This is a genomic window from Streptomyces sp. (assembly GCF_031178505.1).
Lineage (GTDB): Bacteria > Actinomycetota > Actinomycetes > Streptomycetales > Streptomycetaceae > Streptomyces > Streptomyces gulbargensis.
The window spans coordinates 1-6,019 of sequence record NZ_JAPSIW010000430.1 but is presented as its reverse complement, the minus strand read 5'-3'; the positions used below and the strand labels follow the sequence as shown (position 1 = coordinate 6,019).

The 6,019-nt window shown below is 72.4% G+C and carries 5 protein-coding genes; all 5 read left to right on the top strand.

The genetic code is table 11. The annotated features are described in order from the left end of the window. A partial coding sequence (locus RIF68_RS24305) for an acyl-CoA dehydrogenase family protein (protein WP_309053425.1) occupies positions 1 to 921 on the top strand: 921 nt, incomplete at its 5' end. A 76-nt stretch (positions 922 to 997) separates the two neighbouring features. Further along, positions 998 to 2,245 carry a 3-phosphoshikimate 1-carboxyvinyltransferase gene (gene aroA, locus RIF68_RS24300; protein ID WP_309053424.1) on the top strand — a complete coding sequence of 416 codons (1,248 nt, stop codon included), beginning with the start codon at positions 998 to 1,000 and terminating at the stop codon, positions 2,243 to 2,245. A gap of 34 nt (positions 2,246 to 2,279) precedes the next feature. Further along, complete coding sequence (dxr, locus tag RIF68_RS24295; RefSeq protein ID WP_309053423.1) at positions 2,280 to 3,530, top strand: 1-deoxy-D-xylulose-5-phosphate reductoisomerase; 1,251 nt, start codon at positions 2,280 to 2,282, stop codon at positions 3,528 to 3,530. Continuing rightward, complete coding sequence (locus RIF68_RS24290; protein WP_309053422.1) at positions 3,527 to 4,834, top strand: site-2 protease family protein; 1,308 nt, start codon at positions 3,527 to 3,529, stop codon at positions 4,832 to 4,834. Before dxr ends, RIF68_RS24290 begins: the two co-directional genes overlap by 4 nt. 108 nt (positions 4,835 to 4,942) lie before the next feature. Next, positions 4,943 to 6,019, top strand: a 1,077-nt coding sequence (gene ispG, locus RIF68_RS24285) for a flavodoxin-dependent (E)-4-hydroxy-3-methylbut-2-enyl-diphosphate synthase (RefSeq protein WP_309053421.1), incomplete at its 3' end; no start/stop codon positions are given.

Sequence of the window (6,019 nt, the reverse complement as noted above, 5' to 3'; positions counted from 1 at the left end):
ATCTCCTTCATGGCGGCCACCGCCTTCGCCCTGGAGGCCGTCGTCGACCTCGCCTCCCAGATGGCCGACGACAACCGCAACGACATCCGCATCGAGGCCGCCCTCGCCAAGCTGTACGGCTCCGAGACGGCCTGGCGCATCGCCGACGAACTCGTCCAGATCCGCGGCGGCCGCGGCTACGAGACCGCCGACTCCCTCGCCGCCCGCGGCGAACGGGCCGTCCCCGCCGAGCAGCTGCTGCGCGACCTCAGGATCAACCGGATCTTCGAGGGCTCCACCGAGATCATGCACCTGCTGATCGCCCGGGAGGCCGTCGACGCCCACCTCTCCGTCGCCGGCGACCTCATCGACCCCGACCGGACCCTCGCCGAGAAGGCGCGGGCCGGCGCGCGGGCCGGCGGCTTCTACGCCCGCTGGTTCCCCGGCCTGGTCACCGGGCCCGGACAGCGGCCCGGCGCGTACGGGGAGTTCGGCCCCCTCGCCGGCCACCTGCGGTACGTCGAGCGGACCTCCCGCAAGCTGGCCCGCTCCACCTTCTACGCCATGTCCCGCTGGCAGGGCCGCATGGAGCTCAAGCAGGCCTTCCTCGGCCGGATCGTGGACATCGGCGCGGAACTCTTCGCGATGAGCGCCGCCTGCGTCCGCGCCGAACTGCTGCGCACCACCGGCGACCACGGTCCCGAGGCGTACCGCCTCGCGGACGCCTTCTGCCGCCAGGCCCGGCTGCGCGTCGAGGAACTCTTCGGCCGCCTCTGGTCCAACACCGACGAGGTCGACCGGCGGATCGTCGACGGCGTCCTCGCCGGCCGCTACACCTGGCTGGAGGCGGGCGTCGTCGACCCCAGCGGCGACGGGCCCTGGATCGCCGACGCCGCCCCCGGGCCGTCGCGGGTGGAGAACGTCCGGCGCACGCTCCCCTGAGCCCCCCGCACGGGCGGGCGGTCCGCCATCCGGAACGCCCGCCCACCACGGCCGCCCCGCCCAGCAGGATGACGCCGTGACCGTCATCGACATCCCCGGCTCCAAGTCCGTCACCGCCCGCGCGCTGTTCCTCGCCGCCGCCGCGGAGGGCACCACCACCCTCCTGCGGCCGCTCGTCTCCGACGACACCGAGGGCTTCGCCGAGGGCCTCACCGCCCTCGGGTACGCCGTCCGCCGCGAGCCGGACGCCTGGTACGTCGAGGGCCGCCCCGGCGGCCCCGGCACGGACACCGCCGAGGTCCACTGCCGCGACGGCGCCACCACGGCCCGCTTCCTGCCCGCCCTCGCCGCCACCGGCCGGGGCACCTACCGCTTCGACGCCTCCGCCCAGATGCGCCGCCGCCCCCTCGGCCCCCTCACCACCGCGCTGCGCGGCCTCGGCGTCGACCTCCGGCACGGCGCCCGCGAGGGCCACCACCCGCTCACCGTGCACGCCGGCGGCGTCAGGGGCGGCGCGCTCACCCTCGACGCGGGGCAGTCCTCCCAGTACCTGACGGCCCTGCTCCTGCTCGGCCCGCTGACCGCCGAGGGCCTCGACATCACCGTCACCGACCTCGTCTCGGAGCCGTACGTCGAGATCACCCTCGCGATGATGCGGGACTTCGGCGCCGAGGTCCGCCGCCAGGGCCGTACGTACTCCGTCGCCCCCACCGGCTACCGGGCCAGGACCTACGCCGTCGAGCCCGACGCCTCCACCGCGAGCTACTTCTTCGCCGCCGCCGCCCTCGAACCGGGCCGCTCCGTCACCGTCCCCGGCCTCGGCACCGGCGCCCTCCAGGGCGACCTCGCCTTCACCGGCGTCCTGCGCCGCATGGGCGCCGACGTGACGGTCGGGGCCGCGGGGACCACCGTCCGCTCCACCGGCACCCTGCGCGGCCTCACCGTGAACATGCGCGACATCTCCGACACCATGCCGACCCTCGCCGCGATCGCCCCCTTCGCCGACGGCCCGGTCCGCATCGAGGACGTCGCCAACACCCGGGTCAAGGAGTGCGACCGGCTGGACGCCTGCGCCGGGAACCTGCGCCGCCTCGGCATCACCGTCCGCACCGGCCCCGACTGGATCGAGATCCACCCCGGCACCCCCACCGGACCGGCCACGATCGCCACCCACGGCGACCACCGCATCGCCATGTCCTTCGCCGTCACCGGCCTGCGCACGCCCGGGATCACCTTCGACGACCCCGGCTGCGTCAAGAAGACGTTCCCCCGCTTCCACCAGGTCTTCGCCGCGTTCCGCGGGGCCGCGCCGGACCTGGCGTGAAGTCCCCGCGCCCTTTGCGGTGAGAATGGGGTGCATGAGCGACCGCCCCTCTCCTCTCGCCGACCCGCACACGGCCTTCGACCTGTCCGAAGGACGCCGGGACATCGTCGTCCTCGGCTCGACCGGGTCCATCGGCACGCAGGCCATCGACCTGGTGCTGCGTCACCCCGACCGCTTCCGGGTCACCGCCCTGGCCGCCTCCGGCGGCCGGATCGGCCTGCTGGCCGAGCAGGCGCACCGGCTGAGGGTCGGGACGGTCGCCGTGGCCCGCGAGGAGGCGCTGCCCGTCCTGCGCGAGGCCCTCACGGCGCTGTACGGCTCCGAGCCGCTGCCCGAGCTCCTCGCCGGGCCGGACGCCGCCACCCAGGTGGCCGCCTCCCCGTGCCACACGGTCCTCAACGGCATCACCGGTTCCATCGGCCTCGCGCCGACCCTCGCCGCCCTGGAGGCCGGCCGCACCCTCGCCCTCGCCAACAAGGAGTCGCTGATCGTCGGCGGCCCGCTGGTGAAGGCGCTCGCCAAGCCGGGCCAGATCATCCCGGTCGACTCCGAGCACGCGGCCCTCTTCCAGGCCCTCGCCGCCGGCACCCGCGCGGACGTCCGCAAGCTGGTCGTCACCGCCTCCGGCGGCCCCTTCCGCGGCCGTACCCGCGCGGAACTGGCCCACGTCACCCGCGAGGACGCGCTGGCCCACCCCACCTGGGCCATGGGACCGGTCATCACCGTCAACAGCGCCACCCTGGTGAACAAGGGCCTGGAGGTCATCGAGGCCCACCTGCTCTACGACATCCCCTTCGACCGCATCGAGGTCGTCGTCCACCCCCAGTCGTACGTCCACTCGATGGTCGAGTTCACGGACGGCTCCACGCTCGCCCAGGCCACCCCGCCCGACATGCGCGGCCCGATCGCCATCGGCATCGGCTGGCCCGAGCGGGTCCCCGACGCGGCCCCCGCCTTCGACTGGAGCAAGGCCTCCACCTGGGAGTTCTTCCCGCTCGACACCGAGGCCTTCCCGTCCGTCGGCCTCGCCCGCCACGTGGGCGAGCTGGGCGGCACCGCCCCCGCCGTCTTCAACGCGGCCAACGAGGAGTGCGTGGAGGCGTTTCTCGGCGGCCGGCTGCCGTTCAACGGAATCATGGATACGGTCACCGCTGTCGTCACCGAGCACGGCGCCCCCGCGCGGGGAACCTCGCTCACGGTGTCGGACGTCCTGGAAGCGGAGACCTGGGCCCGGGCCCGGGCCCGTGAACTCGCAGCGAAGGCAACCGCGGAGGCGCGCGCATGACCGAAGTGCTCCTGTACGTTCTCGGCCTCGTGCTGTTCGCGCTCGGCCTGCTCGTCTCGATCGCCTGGCACGAGCTCGGCCACCTCTCCACGGCCAAGCTGTTCGGCATCCGCGTGCCGCAGTACATGGTCGGCTTCGGCCCCACGATCTGGTCGAGGAAGCGCGGCGAGACCGAGTACGGCATCAAGGCCATCCCCGCCGGCGGGTACATCCGCATGATCGGCATGTTCCCGCCCGGCGACGACGGCAAGATCGAGGCGCGTTCCACCTCGCCCTGGCGCTCCATGATCGAGGACGCCCGCGAGGCCTCCTTCGAGGAGCTCCAGCCCGGTGACGAGAAGCGGCTGTTCTACACGCGCAAGCCGTGGAAGCGCGTCATCGTCATGTTCGCCGGACCGTTCATGAACCTGGTCCTCGCGGTCGCGCTGTTCTTCGGCTCGATGATGACCCTGGGCATCGAAGGACCGACGACCACCGTCGCCGGCGTCCAGAAGTGCGTCCTGAAGCAGAACGAGAACCGGGAGGCCTGCCGGAGCGACGACCCCGTCTCCCCGGCCCACGCGGCCGGCCTGAAGGAGGGCGACCGGATCCTCGCCCTCAACGGGCACGCCGTCCCCGACTGGGACACCCTCTCCGAGCGCATCCGCGGCACCTTCGGCCCCGCCACCCTCACCATCGAGCGGGACGGGCAGCGGATGGACCTCCACCCGAGCCTCGTCACCAACAAGGTCGAGAAGAAGGACGAGGACGGCAACGTCGTCCGGCCGGTCGAGTACGTCGACGCCGGCTACCTCGGCTTCCAGCCGAAGTCCGAGGTCGCCCCCCTCACCTTCGGCGAGACCACCGAGCGCATGACCGGCCTCCTGGAGAACGGCGTCCACTCCGTCATCGCCCTGCCCGGCAAGATCCCTGGCCTGTGGGACGCCACCTTCGGCGACGGCGAACGCGCCGAGGACTCGCCCGTCGGCGTCGTCGGCGCCGCCCGCATCACCGGCGAGCTCATGACCGTCGAGGCACCGCCCACGACGATCCTCGTGATGTTCATGAACCTGCTGGTCATGTTCAACGTGTCGTTGTTCCTGTTCAACATGCTCCCGCTGCTGCCGCTCGACGGCGGTCACATCGCGGGCGCCCTCTGGGAGTCCGTACGCCGCCACACGGCCCGGATCTTCCGGCGGCCCGACCCCGGCCCGTTCGACGTGGCCAAGCTGATGCCCGCCGCCTACGTGGTGGCCGGCGTCTTCGTCTGCTTCACCCTGCTCGTCCTCGCCGCCGACATCGTCAACCCGGTGAAGATCACGTAGCACTCCCGGGGGGCCGGCCGCGCCCGGCGCTGTCAGGCCCCCCGCGCCCGGGGCGGTAACCTCGGAGACCTGAGCCCGCCGACGCACAACCTTGAGGTTGCACTACAGATGACCGCGATTTCTCTCGGTATCCCTACCGTCCCGACCCGGCTCGCCGAGCGGCGCAAGAGCCGTCAGATCCAGGTCGGCAGCGTGGCCGTCGGCGGCGACGCACCCGTCTCGGTGCAGTCGATGACCACGACCCGCACCTCCGACATCGGCGCGACGCTCCAGCAGATCGCCGAGCTGACCGCCTCCGGCTGCCAGATCGTCCGGGTGGCCTGTCCGACGCAGGACGACGCCGACGCCCTCGCGACGATCGCGAAGAAGTCGCAGATCCCGGTCATCGCGGACATCCACTTCCAGCCGAAGTACGTCTTCGCGGCCATCGACGCCGGCTGCGCGGCCGTCCGGGTCAACCCGGGCAACATCAAGCAGTTCGACGACAAGGTCAAGGAGATCGCCAAGGCGGCCGGGGACGCGGGCGTTCCCATCCGCATCGGCGTCAACGCGGGCTCCCTCGACCGCCGACTGCTCCAGAAGTACGGCAAGGCCACCCCCGAGGCGCTCGTCGAGTCCGCCCTCTGGGAGGCGTCCCTCTTCGAGGAGCACGGCTTCCGCGACATCAAGATCTCGGTCAAGCACAACGACCCGGTCGTGATGGTCAACGCCTACCGCCAGCTCGCCGCCCAGTGCGACTACCCGCTGCACCTCGGCGTCACCGAGGCGGGCCCCGCGTTCCAGGGCACCATCAAGTCGGCCGTGGCCTTCGGCGCGCTGCTCGCGGAGGGCATCGGCGACACCATCCGGGTCTCCCTCTCCGCGCCGCCGGCCGAGGAGATCAAGGTCGGCATCCAGATCCTGGAGTCGCTCAACCTGCGCCAGCGCCGCCTGGAGATCGTCTCCTGCCCGTCCTGCGGCCGGGCCCAGGTCGACGTCTACAAGCTGGCCGAGGAGGTCACCGCCGGCCTCGACGGCATGACCGTCCCGCTGCGCGTCGCCGTCATGGGCTGCGTCGTGAACGGCCCGGGCGAGGCCCGCGAGGCCGACCTCGGCGTCGCCTCCGGCAACGGCAAGGGCCAGATCTTCGTGAAGGGCGAGGTCATCAAGACCGTCCCCGAGTCGAAGATCGTGGAGACCCTCATC